Source organism: Citrobacter sp. wls829 (assembly GCF_005280825.1).
GTDB lineage: Bacteria > Pseudomonadota > Gammaproteobacteria > Enterobacterales > Enterobacteriaceae > Citrobacter > Citrobacter gillenii.
Genome location: NZ_SZWP01000006.1, coordinates 23270 through 40862, shown reverse-complemented (window position 1 = coordinate 40862; position 17593 = coordinate 23270). Strand labels below are relative to the sequence as shown.

The 17593-nt window shown below is 56.3% G+C and carries 12 protein-coding genes; 11 read left to right on the top strand and 1 reads right to left on the bottom strand.

What is annotated here, in order from left to right; all coding sequences use genetic code 11:
• Positions 1–14: 14 nt before the first annotated feature.
• The 5 genes from hscA (at position 15) to sseB (ending at position 4645) form a co-directional block, all read left to right on the top strand.
• Positions 15–1865 carry a Fe-S protein assembly chaperone HscA gene (gene hscA, locus FDW88_RS01015; protein ID WP_096756167.1) on the top strand — a complete coding sequence of 617 codons (1851 nt, stop codon included), beginning with the start codon at positions 15–17 and terminating at the stop codon, positions 1863–1865.
• A gap of 1 nt (position 1866) precedes the next feature.
• Entirely contained in the window at positions 1867–2202 is a 336-nt protein-coding gene (gene fdx, locus FDW88_RS01010; protein WP_003037690.1) for an ISC system 2Fe-2S type ferredoxin, read from the top strand.
• Positions 2203–2213: 11 nt separating this feature from the next.
• A complete protein-coding gene (iscX, locus tag FDW88_RS01005) occupies positions 2214–2414 on the top strand; it encodes a Fe-S cluster assembly protein IscX (protein ID WP_003037694.1) in 201 nt (66 codons plus the stop codon).
• 61 nt (positions 2415–2475) lie between these two features.
• Positions 2476–3759 carry an aminopeptidase PepB gene (gene pepB, locus FDW88_RS01000; RefSeq protein WP_117343508.1) on the top strand — a complete coding sequence of 428 codons (1284 nt, stop codon included), beginning with the start codon at positions 2476–2478 and terminating at the stop codon, positions 3757–3759.
• 109 nt (positions 3760–3868) lie between these two features.
• Positions 3869–4645, top strand: coding sequence for an enhanced serine sensitivity protein SseB (gene sseB / locus FDW88_RS00995; protein ID WP_137361843.1), 777 nt, complete (start codon positions 3869–3871; stop codon positions 4643–4645).
• A gap of 98 nt (positions 4646–4743) precedes the next feature.
• Here the strand turns inward: sseB and sseA are convergent, their stop codons facing one another.
• Entirely contained in the window at positions 4744–5589 is an 846-nt protein-coding gene (gene sseA, locus FDW88_RS00990; protein WP_096756169.1) for a 3-mercaptopyruvate sulfurtransferase, read from the bottom strand.
• A 207-nt stretch (positions 5590–5796) separates the two neighbouring features.
• On the opposite strand from sseA, the gene FDW88_RS00985 reads away from it, so the two are divergent.
• From FDW88_RS00985 to ispG, 6 genes are all read left to right on the top strand, one after another.
• A complete protein-coding gene (locus tag FDW88_RS00985; protein WP_137361842.1) occupies positions 5797–10728 on the top strand; it encodes an alpha-2-macroglobulin in 4932 nt (1643 codons plus the stop codon).
• A complete protein-coding gene (pbpC, locus tag FDW88_RS00980; RefSeq protein ID WP_371414750.1) occupies positions 10729–13035 on the top strand; it encodes a peptidoglycan glycosyltransferase PbpC in 2307 nt (768 codons plus the stop codon).
• A gap of 137 nt (positions 13036–13172) precedes the next feature.
• Positions 13173–13604 carry a nucleoside-diphosphate kinase gene (gene ndk, locus FDW88_RS00975; RefSeq protein WP_044714626.1) on the top strand — a complete coding sequence of 144 codons (432 nt, stop codon included), beginning with the start codon at positions 13173–13175 and terminating at the stop codon, positions 13602–13604.
• Positions 13605–13896: 292 nt separating this feature from the next.
• Positions 13897–15063, top strand: a complete 1167-nt coding sequence (locus tag FDW88_RS00970; protein ID WP_115257784.1) for a bifunctional tRNA (adenosine(37)-C2)-methyltransferase TrmG/ribosomal RNA large subunit methyltransferase RlmN — start codon at positions 13897–13899, stop codon at positions 15061–15063.
• Between the two features lie 283 nt (positions 15064–15346).
• Positions 15347–16348 (top strand): cytoskeleton protein RodZ, encoded by a 1002-nt coding sequence (gene rodZ, locus FDW88_RS00965; protein ID WP_115257785.1) that lies wholly within the window; start codon positions 15347–15349, stop codon positions 16346–16348.
• A gap of 26 nt (positions 16349–16374) precedes the next feature.
• Positions 16375–17493 carry a flavodoxin-dependent (E)-4-hydroxy-3-methylbut-2-enyl-diphosphate synthase gene (gene ispG / locus FDW88_RS00960; RefSeq protein WP_096756173.1) on the top strand — a complete coding sequence of 373 codons (1119 nt, stop codon included), beginning with the start codon at positions 16375–16377 and terminating at the stop codon, positions 17491–17493.
• The last annotated feature ends 100 nt before the right edge of the window (positions 17494–17593 follow it).

The window sequence follows — 17593 nt, the reverse complement described above, 5'->3', positions numbered from 1 at the left end:
TTTCGGAAGCGAAAATGGCCTTATTACAAATTAGTGAGCCTGGTCTGAGTGCCGCACCGCACCAGCGTCGTCTGGCGGTAGGCATTGACTTAGGCACCACCAACTCTCTGGTCGCGACCGTACGCAGCGGCCAGGCCGAAACGCTGGCTGACCACGAAGGTCGCCACCTGTTGCCGTCAGTGGTTCACTATCAGCAGCAGGGCTACGCTGTCGGCTACGATGCCCGTGCCAACGCGGCGCTGGACACTGCAAACACCGTCAGTTCGGTAAAACGTATGATGGGGCGCTCGCTCGCGGATATCCAGGCGCGTTATCCGCATCTGCCGTATACGTTCCAGGCAAGCGAAAACGGCCTGCCGATGATCGAAACCGCAGCGGGTTTGCTCAATCCGGTACGCGTGTCCGCCGATATTCTCAAAGCACTGGCTGCACGGGCGACCGAAGCGCTGTCCGGTGAACTGGACGGTGTGGTGATCACTGTTCCCGCCTATTTTGATGACGCGCAGCGTCAGGGTACCAAAGACGCTGCGCGTCTGGCGGGCCTGCACGTGCTGCGTCTGCTGAACGAACCGACCGCTGCCGCGATTGCCTATGGCCTGGATTCGGGTCAGGAAGGCGTGATTGCGGTCTATGACCTCGGCGGCGGCACGTTTGATATTTCTATTCTGCGCCTGAGCCGTGGTGTGTTTGAAGTGCTGGCGACGGGCGGCGATTCCGCGCTCGGTGGTGATGATTTCGACCATCTGCTGGCTGATTATATTCGCGAGCAGGCGGGCGTGGCCGATCGCAGCGATAACCGCGTACAGCGCGAGCTGCTCGATGCCGCGATTGCCGCAAAAATTGCACTCAGCGATGCTGAATCCGTCACGGTTAACGTGGCCGGGTGGCAGGGTGAAGTTACCCGCGAAACCTTTAACGAACTGATTTCCGCCCTGGTTAAGCGCACGCTGCTGGCCTGCCGTCGTGCACTGAAAGATGCCGGCGTTGAGGCGCAGGACGTTCTGGAAGTCGTGATGGTCGGTGGTTCAACACGCGTACCGCTGGTGCGTGAACGCGTGGGTGAGTTTTTTGGTCGCACGCCGCTGACCTCTATCGACCCGGACAAAGTGGTGGCTATCGGTGCGGCTATTCAGGCGGACATTCTTGTCGGCAACAAGCCTGACAGTGAAATGCTGCTGCTGGACGTCATCCCGCTGTCCCTGGGGCTGGAAACCATGGGCGGTCTGGTGGAGAAAGTGATCCCGCGTAACACCACCATTCCGGTGGCCCGCGCGCAGGACTTCACCACCTTCAAAGATGGCCAAACGGCGATGTCGATTCATGTGATGCAGGGCGAGCGTGAACTGGTGCAGGATTGCCGTTCTCTGGCGCGTTTTGCACTGCGTGGCATTCCGGCGCTGCCGGCGGGTGGGGCGCATATTCGCGTGACCTTCCAGGTTGATGCCGATGGACTGCTGAGCGTCACGGCCATGGAGAAATCCACCGGCGTGGAATCCTCTATCCAGGTCAAACCGTCCTACGGTCTGACGGACAACGAAATCGCTTCCATGATCCAGGATTCGATGAGCTTTGCCGAGCAGGATGTAAAAGCCCGCATGCTGGCAGAGCAGAAAGTCGAAGCTGCACGCGTACTGGAGAGTTTATCCGGTGCGTTGAACGCTGATGCCGCGCTGTTAAGCGCCGCAGAACGTCAGGCCATCGACGCCGCCGCCGCGCATTTGAGCGAGGTTGCACAGGGTGACGATGTTGACGCTATCGAACAAGCCATTAAAAACGTAGACAAACAAACCCAGGAATTCGCCGCTCGCCGCATGGACAAGTCCGTCCGTAGCGCGCTGAAAGGCCATTCCGTGGACGAGGTTTAATATGCCAAAGATTGTTATTTTGCCTCATCAGGATCTCTGTCCCGATGGCGCAGTTCTGGAAGCTGAGACCGGTGAGACCATTCTCGACGTTGCCCTGCGTAACGGCATCGAGATTGAACATGCCTGTGAAAAATCCTGTGCCTGCACCACCTGTCACTGCATCGTGCGTGAAGGCTTCGATTCCCTGCCGGAAAGCACGGAAGAAGAAGATGACATGCTGGACAAAGCCTGGGGACTGGAGCCGGAGAGCCGTTTAAGCTGCCAGGCTCGCGTCACCGAAGACGATTTAGTGGTCGAAATCCCACGTTACACAATCAATCATGCGCGTGAGCATTAACAGAGGGTAGTATGGGACTGAAGTGGACCGACAGCCGTGAAATCGGCGAGGCGCTGTACGACGCGTTCCCCGATCTCGATCCCAAGACCGTTCGTTTCACCGATCTGCATCAATGGATCTGTGACCTGGAAGAGTTCGATGATGATCCGCAAGCATCGAACGAAAAAATCCTTGAGGCCATTTTGCTGGTCTGGCTGGACGAAGCTGAATAAGTCAACGGGCTGCCCACGGGTGGCCCGTTTTCCTGTATGCGCGAAAATAAGGATAAATAAAATGACTGAAGCCATGAAAATTACGCTATCCACGCAGCCTGCTGACGCGCGCTGGGGTGAAAAAGCGACTTACAGCATTAACAGTGACGGCATTACCCTACACCTTAATGGAAAAGACGATCTGGGCCTTATCCAGCGCGCCGCGCGGAAAATCGACGGTCTGGGTATCAAACATATTCAGCTGGAAGGCGAAGGCTGGGACACCGAGCGCAGCTGGGCATTCTGGCAGGGCTACAAAGGACCTAAAGGCAGCCGTAAAGTTGAGTGGGCCCCGCTCGACGACGCGCAGCAGAAGGAACTGGATAGCCGCCTGAAAATCATTGACTGGGTACGTGACACCATCAATGCCCCGGCGGAAGAACTCGGCCCGGAACAGCTGGCGCAGCGCGCGGTTGATCTGCTGTGCAGCGTGGCGTGCGATAACGTCTCTTACCGCATCACCAAAGGCGAAGATCTGCGCGAGCAGAATTACATGGGTCTGCACACGGTAGGTCGTGGATCTGAACGTCCACCGGTACTGCTGGCGCTGGACTATAACCCAACCGGTGATAAAACCGCTCCGGTTTACGCCTGCCTGGTCGGCAAAGGGATCACCTTTGACTCCGGCGGTTACAGCATCAAGCAAAGCGCGTTTATGGACTCAATGAAGTCCGATATGGGCGGCGCGGCCACGGTAACGGGCGCTCTGGCGTTTGCCATCACTCGCGGTCTGAACAAACGTGTGAAGCTGTATCTGTGCTGCGCGGATAACCTGATCAGCGGCAATGCCTTCAAGCTCGGCGATATCATTCGCTATCGCAACGGCAAAAATGTTGAAGTGATGAACACCGACGCCGAAGGCCGTTTGGTGCTGGCAGATGGCCTGATTGACGCCAGTGCGCAGAAACCTGAATTGATCATCGATGCCGCGACGTTGACCGGTGCGGCGAAAACAGCTCTGGGTAACGATTACCATGCGCTGTTTAGCTTTGATGACCAGCTGGCAGCTCGTCTGATGGCAAGCGCGGCGCAGGAGAATGAACCGTTCTGGCGCCTGCCGTTGGCGGAATTCCACCGTAACCAGTTGCCGTCCAACTTTGCCGAGCTGAACAACACCGGCAGCGCGGCCTATCCTGCGGGCGCAAGCACCGCGGCGGGCTTCCTGTCGCATTTCGTGGAAAACTATCAGCAAGGCTGGCTGCATATCGACTGCTCTGCAACCTATCGCAAGGCACCGGTTGAGCAGTGGTCCGCGGGCGCGACCGGTCTGGGTGTGCGCACCATCGCGAATCTGCTGACTGCCTGAAAGGTGTTTTTGTAGGCCGGGTAAGCGAAGCGCCACCCGGCATTTTGCCTGATGCGACGCGGTGCGTCTTATCAGGCCTACAACCCATATGTACAAAATTTGTGATCTTATGTCCGAAATAAAAAATGAATTAGAAACGTTGCTGGAAAAAGCAGCGACGGAGCCTGCGCATCGTCCGGCCTTTTTCCGCACGTTGCTGGAATCCACCGTCTGGGTTCCGGGTACGGCCGCAGAAGGCGAGGCGATAGCTGAAGACAGCGCACTGGATCTGCAGCACTGGGAAAAAGAAGACGGCACCACCGTGATCCCGTTTTTCACCTCCCTTGACGCTCTGCAGCAGGCCGTTGAAGACGAACAGGCGTTTGTTGTGATGCCAGTACGCACGCTGTTTGAAATGACGCTGGGTGCGACGCTGTTTCTCAACGCCAAACTGCCGACCGGCAAAGAATTTATGCCGCGTGAAATCAGCCTGCTGCTCGGTGAAGAAGGCAATCCGTTGAGTACCCAGGAAGTGCTGGAAGGCGGCGAGTCGCTGATCCTCTCCGAGGTCGCGGAACCTCCGGCGCAGATGATCGACTCGCTCACGACGCTGTTTAAAACCATTAAACCGGTAAAACGGGCGTTTATCTGCTCGATTAAAGATAGCCCGGATGCCCAGCCTAATCTGCTGATTGGCATTGAAGCCGAGGGCGATATTGAAGAGATTATTCATGCCACGGGCAGCGTAGCGACCGATACGTTACCGGGTGATGAACCGATTGATATCTGCCAGGTGGTGAAAGGTGAGAAAGGGGTCAGCCACTTTATTACCGAACACATCGCGCCGTTCTACGAGCGCCGCTGGGGCGGTTTCCTGCGCGATTTTAAACAGAACCGGATCATCTAAAAGACCTTGCCGAATGGCCACGCATACGTCTTATCCAGCCTACGATTTACACTATTTTGTAGGCCGGATGCGCGACGCGCCATCCGGCATTTCCAGCTTTATAATATCGGTTCTACCGGTAAATCATTGCGTGCACCCCATTCGCTCCATGCCCCGTCATACAGGGCCACGTTAGGGACACCCAGCGTGGTAAGCGCCAGTACCACCACGGCGGCGGTTACGCCGGAGCCGCAACTGGCGATAATCGGTCTGTCAAAGCTCACGCCGTGGCTAAAGAAGATGGCGTCCAGTTCCTCGGTGGTTTTTAACTCGCCGTCGCGAACCAGTTCAGTCCACGGTACGTTTAGCGCACCGGGAACATGACCACGCCTCAGGCCAGGACGTGGCTCATCAACTTCCGCATTGAAACGCGCAGCCGGACGCGCATCAACAATCTGTGCGGTTTTTTCATGGCTGGCCAGCAGGACATCGGTCACTCGCACCACGGCTTCCGGCGTAAACGTCGCGTCAAACTCGCCTTCTGACAAATCAACGTTCCCTGCCTGCAGCGGGAATTCATCACGCTGCCAGCTTGCGAAACCGCCCGCCAGAATGGAGACATTTTCCACACCAAACGTGCGCAGCATCCACCAGGCGCGCGGGGCAGAAAACAGATTGCCGTCATCGTAAATGACCAGGTGTTTATCCTGATGTACGCCCAGTTCGCGCATGGCTACGGCGAACGCCTCCGGGCGTGGCATCATATGCGGTAACGCTGAGGTATGGTCGGAGAGCGCTTCGATATCAAAAAAGACCGCGCCAGGGATATGGCCAGCGCGATACTCCTCGCCAACATCACGATCTTCCTGCCCTGGAGGCGCCATCCGGGCATCAAGAATCTGTATTTCCGGATCGTCAATGTGTTCGACAAGCCAGTCGGCAGCGACAAAGAAGGCGGTGGTCATAGGCATCTCCATTTTTACCAGGTTTCGGCAAATTGTCGGCTGTTTACCGTCAAGGGACAAGTAAAAGAGGCTGATTTGTCAGGGTGGATCGACATTATTCACGAAAATTCAGATAACGTTGATTGGTTACAGACTTCCACATCCTGAAATCTCACGCATAATAGGGATTCTACGTAGCTAACGGGCCGCTCAGGCCAGGGATGAAAAATGAAACATTTACGCGTAGCGGCCTGTATGCTGATGCTTGCGCTGGCGGGGTGCGATAATAATGATAAGCCGTCGACGGACGCGAAAAATGATACGCCTGCCCCACAGACCTCGTCGGTAAAAGATCCGGCGCAATTACACAAGCTGACACAGCAAAGTCAGGGTAAACCGTTGACGCTACTGGACGCCTCCGAAGTCCAGTTAGACGGCGCGGCGACGCTGGTGCTGACGTTCTCCATCCCCCTCGATCCTGAGCAAGATTTTTCTCGCGTACTGCACGTTGTCGATAAAAAAAGCGGCAAAGTGGACGGGGCCTGGGAATTGGCGCCCAACCTGAAAGAGCTACGCTTACGTCATCTGGAGCCCAACCGCGAACTGGTGGTGACTATTGAGCGCGATTTACTGGCGCTGAATAAGGCGACGTTTGGCACTGAATATGAAAAAAACATCACCACGCGCGATGTCCAGCCGAGCGTCGGATTTGCCAGTCGCGGCTCGCTGTTGCCAGGCAAAGTAATCGAAGGCCTGCCGGTGATGGCGCTGAACGTCAACAGCGTGGATGTGAATTTCTTTCGCGTGAAGCCGGAGTCGCTTGGCGCGTTTATCAGCCAGTGGGAATACCGCAACTCATTGTCTAACTGGGAATCCGACAACCTGCTGAAAATGGCAGAGCTGGTTTATACCGGGCGCTTTGACCTTAATCCGGCACGCAATACCCGTGAGAAACTGCTGCTGCCGCTGGGCGAAATCAAGCCGTTGCAGCAGGCGGGGGTGTACGTTGCGGTGATGAACCAGGCCGGGCAATACAATTACAGCAATGCTGCCACGCTATTTACGCTCAGCGATATTGGCGTATCCGCACACCGTTACCACAATCAGCTGGATGTCTTTACCCAGAGCCTGGAAAACGGCGCTGCGCAGCAGGGTATAGATGTTACCTTGCTCAATGAGAAAGGGCAGACGCTGGCGCAGGCGACCAGCGATGCGCAGGGACACGTGAAGCTCGAGACGGATAAAGACGCCGCCATATTGCTGGCGCGTAAAGACGGGCAAACCACGCTGCTGGACCTGAAATTACCGGCGCTGGATCTGGCTGAATTTGATATCGCGGGGGCACCGGGATACAGCAAACAGTTCTTTATGTTCGGTCCGCGCGATCTCTATCGTCCCGGTGAAACGGTGATCCTCAACGGATTACTGCGCGACAGCGATGGCAAAACGTTGCCCGATCAGCCGGTGAAGCTGGAAGTCGTTAAGCCCGATGGGCAGGTATTACGCACGGTGGTCAGCCAGCCCGAAAACGGTCTGTACCGTCTGACCTGGCCGCTGGACAGCAGTGCGCCAACCGGTATGTGGCATATTCGCGCCAACACCGGCGATAACCGCTCACGGATGTGGGATTTCCACGTCGAAGATTTTATGCCCGAGCGGATGGCGCTCAACCTCACTGCCAATAAAATGCCGATTACACCGGCTGACGATGTGAAGTTTTCGGTGGTGGGTTACTACCTGTACGGTGCGCCTGCGAATGGTAATGCTCTGCAAGGTCAGCTATTCCTGCGACCACAGCGTGAAGCGGTGTCTGCATTGCCGGGATTCCAGTTTGGCAATATTGCTGAAGAGAATCTCTCCCGCAGTCTGGATGAAGTTCAGCTGACGCTGGATGAAAACGGTCGTGGCGAAGTCACAACCAGCAGTCAGTGGCAGGAAGCTCACTCGCCGTTACAGGTCATTTTGCAGGCCAGCCTGCTGGAGTCGGGTGGCCGTCCGGTGACCCGTCGGGTAGAACAGGCTATCTGGCCTGCAGATACCCTGCCGGGTATTCGCCCGCAATTCGCAGCCAAAGCCGTTTATGATTACCGCACCGATACCACGGTGAATCAGCCGATCGTTGATGAAGACAGCAACGCCGCGTTTGATATTGTTTATGCCGATGCAAAAGGCGAGAAAAAAGCGGTTTCCGGCTTGCAGGTGCGGTTGATCCGCGAACGTCGGGATTACTATTGGAACTGGTCTGAAGGAGAGGGCTGGCAGTCGCAGTTCGATCAAAAGGATCTGGTCGAAGGCGAGCAAACGCTGGATCTTACCGCTGATGAAACCGGTAAGGTCAGCTTCCCGGTGGAGTGGGGTGCTTACCGTCTGGAAGTGAAAGCACCCAACGATACGGTGAGCAGCGTGCGCTTCTGGGCCGGATACAGCTGGCAGGATAACAGCGACGGCAGCGGGGCGGTGCGCCCGGATCGTGTCACTCTGAAGCTGGATAAACCCAATTATCGTCCTGGCGACACCATGAAGTTGCACATTGCCGCGCCTGCTGCCGGTAAAGGCTATGCAATGGTGGAATCCAGCGAAGGCCCGCTGTGGTGGCAAGAGATCGATGTCCCTGCAAATGGTCTGGATCTCTCTATTCCGGTCGACAAAACCTGGAACCGCCATGACCTCTATCTTAGCGCGTTGGTGATCCGCCCTGGCGACAAATCCCGCTCGGCTACGCCAAAACGGGCGGTCGGGTTACTGCATTTGCCGCTGGGCGATGAAAATCGTCGCCTGGATTTGACGCTGGAAAATCCGGCTAAAATGCGCCCGAATCAACCGTTGACCGTTAACGTTAAGGCCAGCGTCAAAAATGGTGACATACCTAAACAGGTTAACGTCCTGGTCTCCGCTGTAGACAGCGGGGTGTTGAATATCACCGATTACGCTACCCCGGATCCGTGGCAGGCATTTTTCGGCCAGAAACGCTATGGCGCGGATATTTATGATATTTACGGCCTGGTAATCGAAGGGCAAGGGCGTTTGGCGGCACTGCGTTTCGGTGGCGATGGTGATGAGCTAAAACGCGGCGGCAAACCGCCGGTTAATCACGTCAATATCGTGGCGCAACAGGCGCTGCCGGTCACGCTCAACGAGAAAGGTGAGGGCACGGTAACGTTGCCGATTGGCGATTTTAACGGTGAACTGCGGGTGATGGCGCAGGCCTGGACCGCAGATGACTTTGGCAGTAGCGAGAGTAAAGTGATCGTCGCTGCGCCGGTGATCGCGGAACTGAATATGCCACGCTTTATGGCCGGCGGTGATACTTCGCGCCTGACGCTGGACGTCACCAATCTGACAGATAGGCCGCAGACGCTGAATATTCAGCTTACCGCCAGCGGCTTAGTGTCACTGATGGGCCAAAACCCTTCCCCGGTGGATCTGGCACCTGGCGTGCGTACCACGTTATTTATTCCGGTACGGGCACTGGAGGGATTCGGCGATGGTGAGATTCAGGCCGTTATTAGTGGTTTGACGCTGCCAGGTGAAACGCTCCCCGTTCAACATAAACAGTGGAAGATTGGCGTGCGTCCGGCGTTCCCGGCGCAAACTCTCAATAGCGGCGTGGCGCTGCAAGCCGGTGAAACCTGGCAGTTACCGGACGGGGAATTGACCAACTTCTCCCCGGCAACGGTGCAGGGGCAACTGCTGTTCAGCGGCAAGCCGCCGCTGAATCTGGCGCGCTATGTTCGCGAATTGAAAGCCTATCCTTACGGCTGCCTGGAGCAGACTGCCAGCGGATTATTCCCGTCGTTGTATACCAACGCCGCACAGTTGAAGGCGTTGGGTATAGCGGGTGATAGCGATGAAAAACGCCGCACGGCGGTTGAAATAGGTATTTCCCGGTTACTGCAAATGCAGCGTGACGATGGGGGATTTGCGCTGTGGGATAAGAACGGGCCGGAAGAGTACTGGCTGAGTGCCTATGTTATGGACTTCCTCGTCCGGGCAAATGAACAGGGCTACAGCGTCCCGAGTGAGGTGATCAACCGGGGCAATGCGCGTCTGCTGCGTTATTTACAGGATCCGGGCATGATGTCGATTCGCTACACCGACGACACCGCAGCCAGCCGGTTTGCCGTACAGTCCTATGCCGCGCTGGTACTGGCCCGTCAGCAGAAAGCGCCGCTGGGCGCTCTGCGTGAGATCTGGGAGCGTCGAGCTCAGGCCGCCTCTGGCCTGCCGCTGCTGCAATTGGGCATTGCGCTGAAAAATATGGGCGATGCGAATCGCAGTGAACAGGCGCTGACGTTGGCACTCAATACGCCGCGCCGAGATACGCAGCAGTGGATGGCGGATTACGGCAGTCAGCTACGCGACAACGCGCTGATGCTGGCCTTGCTGGAAGAGAATAAACTGAAACCCGACGTGCAAAATACTTTGCTGAATACGCTGTCGGAGCAGGCTTTCGGTCAGCGCTGGCTCTCCACGCAGGAGAATAATGCGCTGTTCCTTGCTGCCCGTACGCTGCAGGATCTGCCGGGCACGTGGCAGGCGCAGACCTCTCTCTCTGAACAACCGCTGGCGGGTGATAAATCGCAAACCCGAAATCTGGATGCGGAACAGTTAGCGACGCTGGCGGTGACCAACACGGGTAATCTGCCGCTGTGGCTGCGTCTGGACGTCAGCGGCTATCCGCAAAGCTCACCGCAGCCTGCCAGCAATGTACTGCTCATTGAACGTCAGGTGCTGGGCACCGATGGGCAGAGTAAATCGCTCTCGTCTCTGCGCAGCGGCGAGCTGGTGCTGGTCTGGTTGACGGTTAGAGCCAGCCAGAATGTTCCGGATGCGCTGGTGGTCGATCTTCTGCCTGCTGGTCTGGAACTGGAAAACCAGAATCTGGCCAACGGTAGCGCCAGCCTGCAGGATAGCGGCAGCGAAGTGGCGAATTTGCTTAATCAAATGCAGCAAGCGGATATCCAGCACGTTGAATTCCGCGACGATCGCTTTGTCGCGGCGGTGGCAGTCAACGAAGGGCAACCGGTCACGCTGGTGTATCTGGCGCGCGCGGTCACACCGGGGACGTATCAGGTACCTGTACCCCAGGTGGAATCGATGTATGTTCCGCAGTGGCGTGCCACCGGCACGGCTGAGGGCCCGCTGATTGTCAGACCGTAAATGATGCATCGGTGGGTTAAACGCAGCGGCTGGCTGGTAGCCGCTGCGTTGCTGACAGGGGCAGCGGTGTGGACGGCGGATAAAATCTGGCCGTTGCCGCTGCATGAGGTTAATCCTGCGCGAGTAGTGGTGGCTCAGGACGGGACGCCGCTGTGGCGCTTTGCCGACGCGGACGGTATCTGGCGTTATCCGGTCACGCTTGAAGAGGTCTCGCCCCGTTATCTTGAGGCGCTCATTAACTACGAAGATCGCTGGTTCTGGAAACATCCCGGCGTCAATCCGTTTTCTGTGCTTCGCGCCGCCTGGCAGGATCTCACCTCCGGGCGCGTGGTCTCCGGAGGCAGTACGCTCACCATGCAGGTGGCGAGGCTGCTCGACCCACATCCGCGCACTTTTGGCGGTAAGTTTCGCCAACTCTGGCGTGCATTCCAATTGGAATGGCATCTCTCCAAACGCGATATCCTGACGCTGTATCTTAACCGCGCGCCGTTTGGTGGGACGCTGCAAGGCGTTGGTGCCGCAAGCTGGGCGTATCTGGGTAAATCACCGGCACAACTCAGCTACTCCGATGCCGCGTTGCTGGCTGTACTGCCGCAGGCGCCGAGCCGTCTGCGTCCGGACCGTTGGCCGGATCGGGCGCAAGCCGCGCGCAATAAAGTGCTCGATCGCATGGCGACGCAGGGTGTCTGGTCGGCAAAACAGGCGCAGGAATCACGCGAAGAACCGGTCTGGCTGGCACCAAGGCAGATGCCGCAATTGGCGCCGTTATTCTCACGCATGATGCTGAACAAAAGCAGCAGCAACAAAATTGTCACCACGCTGGACGCCGGGCTGCAACGTCAACTAGAGGAGCTGGCGCAAAACTGGAAGGGGCGGCTTCCGGCGCGCAGTTCGCTGGCGATGATTGTGGTCGACCATACCGATATGCGCGTACGTGGCTGGGTGGGCTCGGTAGATATGAATGACGACACCCGCTTTGGGCATGTGGATATGGTGAGCGCGATCCGCTCGCCGGGATCGGTGCTGAAACCCTTTGTCTATGGACTCGCGTTGGAGGATGGACTGGTTCACCCGGCCTCATTATTGCAGGACGTACCGCGGCGTACCGGGGATTATCGTCCGGGGAATTTTGACAGCGGTTTTCATGGCCCGGTAAGCATGAGCGAGGCGTTGGTGCGCTCGCTGAATCTGCCGGCAGTCCAGGTACTGGAAGCCTACGGCCCGAAACGTTTTGCCGCCAGGCTGCGTAACGTGGGGTTACCGTTGTATTTACCGGCAGGGGCTGCGCCAAATCTGTCACTGATCCTCGGGGGCGCGGGAGCCAGGCTTGAGGATATGGTCGCGGCGTACAGCGCCTTTGCCCGTCAGGGAAAAGCAGGAAAGCTCCGTCTGCAGCCGGAAGACCCGCTGCTGGAACGCCCGCTGATGTCCGCTGGTGCGGCGTGGATTATCCGGCGGATTATGGCGGACGACGCGCAGCCCCTGCCGGATAACGCCCTGAGTCGTGTGGTACCGCTGGCGTGGAAAACGGGCACCAGCTACGGCTATCGCGATGCGTGGGCGATTGGCGTTAACTCACGTTACGTGATTGGCATCTGGACCGGCAGACCCGACGGCACGCCGGTGGTGGGGCAATTTGGTTTTGCCAGCGCCGTGCCTTTGCTGAATCAGGTTAACAACCTGCTGCTGGCGCGTGGGACAAACCAGCCTGAAGACCCGCGACCAGAGTCGGTCAGCCGGGGCGTAGTGTGCTGGCCGGGTGGGCAATTTTTGCCCAACGGGGACGGTAACTGTCGTCGTCGTTTAGCCACCTGGCTATTGGACGGTAGCCAGCCGCCTACGCTGTTATTACCCGAGCAGGAAGGGGTTAACGGTATTCGTTTTCCCGTCTGGTTAGATGCGTCAGAAAAACGCGTGGCGCCAGACTGCCCGCAGGCGCGAGAACAGACGTTAATTGTCTGGCCGTTGCCGCTGGAGCCCTGGCTACCGCCATCCGAGCGGCGAGCCGCACGGCTACCGCCAGTTTCCGCAACCTGCCCGCCGTTGGGGCAGGACGCTTCCTTACCGCTGCAGTTGACAGGCGTTCGCGATGGCGCGATTGTGAAACGCTTACCCGGTTCACCAGCGGTCTCCGTGCCGCTACAAACCAGCGGTGGGACAGGTGAACGCTGGTGGTTTCTTAACGGTGAGCGGCTGGAAGAACGTGGGCGGAGTCTGACCCTGCGCTTAACGGTCGCAGGAGAGTACCAGCTGTTGGTTATGGATGACGGCGGGCAGGTTGCCACGGTGAGATTTGCTTTGCAGTAGACCAGTCTGATGTTATTTGTTGCTGAAATTCATCTTATTTTAAAGAAATGTTACCTTCATCAATAGTCAATTGCCGGGATGCTCTTTATAATCCGCGCCAGGTAAACCACAACAAAACAATTTTTTCAGAGGTAATCATGGCTATTGAACGTACTTTTTCCATCATCAAACCAAATGCGGTGGCAAAAAACGTTATTGGAAGCATCTTCGCACGCTTTGAATCAGCAGGGTTCAAAATTGTGGGGACTAAAATGCTGCACCTGACCGTTGAACAGGCGCGTGGCTTCTATGCCGAGCACGACGGCAAACCGTTCTTTGATGGCCTGGTTGAATTCATGACCTCTGGTCCGATCGTTGTTTCCGTACTGGAAAGCGAAAACGCCGTTCAGCGTCACCGCGATCTGCTGGGTGCAACCAACCCGGCGAATGCGCTGGCAGGTACGCTGCGTGCAGATTACGCTGACAGCTTCACCGAGAACGGCACCCACGGTTCCGACTCCGTCGAATCTGCGGCGCGTGAAATCGCCTATTTCTTTGGCGAAGGCGAGGTTTGCCCGCGTACTCGCTGATCTCCTGCGTCTTTCACGTCGCCGATGCGTTGGCTGCGTTCGTTTACCCCGGTCACATAGTTTTCTATGCTCCCGGGGATGCTCGAACTTGCCGTCTTCCTGCGACGCGAAATCCTTTGGAGATGAATTAGCATTTACATATTATTTTCGCTAATGCTTCGTGCAAACGTGGCATCCCTGCGCCAGACTTTGTACAATGCAACGCCCCGGAAGAGCAGACCGCTTGCCGGGGCGTTTCTTTTTATCAACCCTCCACGGGCCATAACGTGTAACAACGAGGCCGGAAAAAATTATGTCTGAATTAGTTAACACCTCTGAAGTCGTCATTGCTGCGGTTCCAAATAAAAATGGAAAAATTAACCTGCTGGATCTGAACCGTCAGCAGATGCGCGAATTCTTCAAAGAGATGGGCGAAAAGCCGTTTCGTGCCGATCAGGTCATGAAATGGATGTACCACTATTGCAGCGACAACTTTGATGACATGACTGACATCAACAAAGTGCTGCGCAACAAACTGAAAGAAGTCGCTGAAATTCGCGCCCCGGAAGTGGTGGAAGAGCAGCGTTCGTCTGACGGCACCATCAAATGGGCCATTGCCGTTGGCGACCAGCGCGTAGAAACCGTGTATATCCCGGAAGACGATCGCGCCACCCTGTGTGTGTCTTCACAGGTCGGCTGTGCATTAGAGTGTAAATTCTGCTCTACGGCGCAACAGGGCTTTAACCGTAACCTGCGGGTGTCGGAAATCATCGGCCAGGTCTGGCGCGCGGCGAAAATCGTCGGTGCGGTGAAGGCAACGGGCGTGCGTCCTATCACCAACGTGGTCATGATGGGCATGGGCGAACCGTTGTTGAACCTGACCAACGTGGTTCCGGCGATGGAAATCATGCTTGATGACTTCGGTTTTGGGCTGTCAAAACGCCGTGTTACGCTGTCTACCTCCGGCGTGGTCCCTGCACTGGATAAGCTGGGCGACATGATTGACGTTGCGTTGGCGATTTCCCTGCATGCGCCGAACGATGAAATCCGTGACGAAATCGTGCCGATCAACAAAAAGTACAATATTGCTACGTTCCTTGAGTCGGTACGTGGCTACATTTCGAAGTCGAACGCCAACCAGGGCCGCGTCACCATCGAATATGTGATGTTAGATCACATTAACGACGGTACCGAGCACGCACATCAGCTGGCGGAGCTGCTGAAAGATACGCCGTGTAAGATTAACCTGATCCCATGGAACCCGTTCCCGGGCGCGCCGTACGGACGGAGTTCTAACAGCCGTATTGATCGTTTCTCCAAAGTGTTGATGGGCTATGGTTTCACGACCATCGTGCGTAAAACACGCGGCGACGATATTGATGCAGCCTGCGGTCAGCTGGCGGGTGACGTCATTGACCGTACCAAGCGTACTCTGCGCAAGCGCATGCAGGGTGATGCTATCGACATCAAGACCGTTTGATGTTGGTGCACTACGGTATAATTAATGTACCGTAGTGCAATGTAAGTGACATACGGTCATTTGTTATACTCGTCAGGTCAATATTAACGGTGCGTTTTCGTCGACTTTAAGGCAGTATGTAGCGGCCCAACAAGAGTTTAGCCCTCAGGTTTACGCTGTTTTGTCATTGATAGTCTGACCGTTTTATACTGTCTGACCAAGGTTAACTGACCAGATGTTTCGCGGTGTGGGTGAGCATTGTGGCTCACCGGCGCCAGAGCCCATATTTACGCAGCTGTAGCGAATGAATACTGAAGCCACGCACGACAAAAATGAAGCACTCTCCACCGGCGTTCGCCTGCGCAATGCCCGTGAACAACTCGGATTCAGCCAACAGGCAGTCGCGGAACGACTGTGCCTGAAGGTCTCCACGGTACGCGATATTGAAGAAGATAAGGCGCCAGCCGATCTCGCTTCAACGTTTCTGCGCGGGTATATCCGTTCCTATGCGCGTTTGGTGCATATTCCTGAAGAAGAACTGTTGCCAGGGCTGGAAAAACAGGCTCCGATTCGCCCAGCCAAAGTGGCGCCGATGCAGAGTTTCTCGCTCGGTAAGCGCCGCAAAAAGCGTGATGGCTGGTTAATGACCTTTACCTGGCTGGTACTGTTTGTCGTGGTTGGACTTACTGGCGCCTGGTGGTGGCAGAATCATAAAGCGCAGCAGGAAGAGATCACCACGATGGCCGATCAATCCTCCGCTGAGCTAAATGCGGGTAAAGACAGTGCCCAGAGCGTGCCGTTAGATACCAGCGCTGCGGCAAGTCAGGATATGACTCCCCCCGCGCCGGATGATGGCGCGGCGGCAGACGCAGCGTCAGCACCTGACGCTGCCACAGTGCCAGCACCTGCTGCAGATGCGCAACAGAATGCGGTAGTGGCACCGTCTCAGGCCAACGTAGACACAGCGACAACGGCGCCAACCTCACCGGCTACGGCGGCACCTTTGCCGACCGATCAAGCGGGTGTGACAACACCTGCCGCCGATCCTAACGCGCTGGTGATGAATTTTACCGCCGACTGCTGGCTGGAAGTCAGTGATGCGACCGGTAAAAAACTGTTTAGCGGTATGCAGCGTAAAGATGGCACGTTAAATCTTGTCGGCCAGGCACCGTACAAACTGAAAATTGGTGCACCGGCAGCAGTGCAGATTCAGTTCCAGGGTAAACCTGTCGACCTGAGTCGTTTTATCAGAACTAACCAGGTTGCGCGTCTGACCGTAAATGCCGAACAACCAGCGGCTCAGTAACAGACGGCAATGCGGGAGATTTTTTAATGCATAATCAGGCTCCAATTCAACGTAGAAAATCGACACGCATTTACGTTGGGAATGTGCCGATTGGTGATGGCGCGCCCATCGCCGTACAGTCTATGACCAATACGCGAACCACGGATGTGGCGGCGACGGTCAATCAAATCAAAGCGCTGGAACGCGTTGGGGCTGACATTGTCCGAGTCTCTGTACCGACAATGGATGCTGCAGAAGCGTTCAAGCTTATCAAACAGCAAGTCACAGTCCCGCTGGTTGCCGATATTCACTTTGACTACCGTATCGCGCTGAAAGTAGCGGAATACGGCGTCGACTGTCTGCGTATCAACCCCGGCAATATCGGTAATGAAGAGCGTATTCGCATGGTGGTGGACTGCGCTCGCGATAACAACATTCCTATCCGCATCGGCGTTAACGCCGGATCGCTGGAAAAAGATCTGCAGGAAAAATACGGCGAACCCACGCCGCAGGCGCTGCTGGAATCAGCTATGCGTCATGTGGATCATCTCGATCGTCTGAACTTCGACCAGTTCAAAGTGAGCGTTAAAGCCTCTGATGTGTTCCTTGCCGTTGAATCTTATCGTCTGTTAGCCAAACAGATCGATCAGCCGCTGCATCTGGGGATCACCGAAGCCGGTGGCGCACGTAGCGGATCGGTGAAGTCCGCGATTGGCCTGGGTTTGCTGTTGTCAGAAGGGATCGGCGATACGCTGCGCGTTTCTCTGGCGGCCGATCCGGTAGAAGAGATCAAAGTAGGCTTCGATATTCTGAAATCGCTGCGCATTCGCGCGCGCGGGATCAACTTTATCGCCTGCCCAACCTGTTCTCGTCAGGAGTTTGACGTCATCGGCACGGTTAACGCGCTGGAGCAACGTCTGGAAGACATCATCACGCCAATGGACGTTTCGATCATCGGCTGTGTGGTAAACGGTCCTGGTGAAGCGTTGGTTTCCACGCTCGGCGTGACGGGTGGCAACAAGAAAAGCGGCCTGTATGAAGACGGTGTACGTAAGGATCGTATCGATAACGACGATATGATTACCCAGCTAGAAGCCCGTATTCGTGCCAAAGCCAGCATCCTGGACGAAGCGCGTCGAATTGACGTGCAGCAGGTTGAAAAATAACAACGTGATGGGAAGCGGCGTGCTTCCCGTGTATGATTGAACCCGCATGGCGCCCGCATTGTTCGGGTTAGCGCTGAGGGTTCATTTTTATATCCATAAA